This is a genomic window from Massilia sp. MS-15 (assembly GCF_020176695.1).
Lineage (GTDB): Bacteria > Pseudomonadota > Gammaproteobacteria > Burkholderiales > Burkholderiaceae_D > Telluria > Telluria hydrophila.
In genome coordinates this window covers 1-407 of the sequence record NZ_JAIWIA010000107.1, presented here as the reverse complement: position 1 = coordinate 407, position 407 = coordinate 1, and the positions used below count along the sequence as shown (strand labels likewise).

The window sequence follows — 407 nt, the reverse complement described above, 5'->3', positions numbered from 1 at the left end:
TGCCCAGGTCAAGGAAGGCAAGCGCCGCTGTCCTGCCTGCGCTTGCGAGCGTTACTACCGGCATGGCCAGGCCAACGGTCTGCAGCGCTACCGCTGCCGTGCGTGCGGCCGCACCTACAACGACCTGAGCGGTACACCGCTGGCGCACCTGCGGCTACGGGAGAAGTGGCTCGACTACCTGGACACGATGCTCGCATCGAAGTCGGTGCGCAAGGCCGCCAGGGAGGTCGGCGTACACCGCAACACGGCCTTCCGGTGGCGCCACCGCTTTCTCGACCGGGCCAGGCACGATCGTCCCAAGACCTTGAGCGGCATCGCCGAAGCGGACGAGATGTTCATCCTCGAATCACAAAAGGGTTCGCGCAAGCTGGACAGGCCGGCACGCAAGCGCGGTGGCCGGGCCCGCA

At 67.1% G+C, this 407-nt stretch carries 1 protein-coding gene; it reads left to right on the top strand.

The features are described from left to right. Positions 1 to 407 (top strand): helix-turn-helix domain-containing protein (locus tag LCI23_RS20485; protein ID WP_224948282.1); only part of this gene is annotated, 407 nt, incomplete at both ends.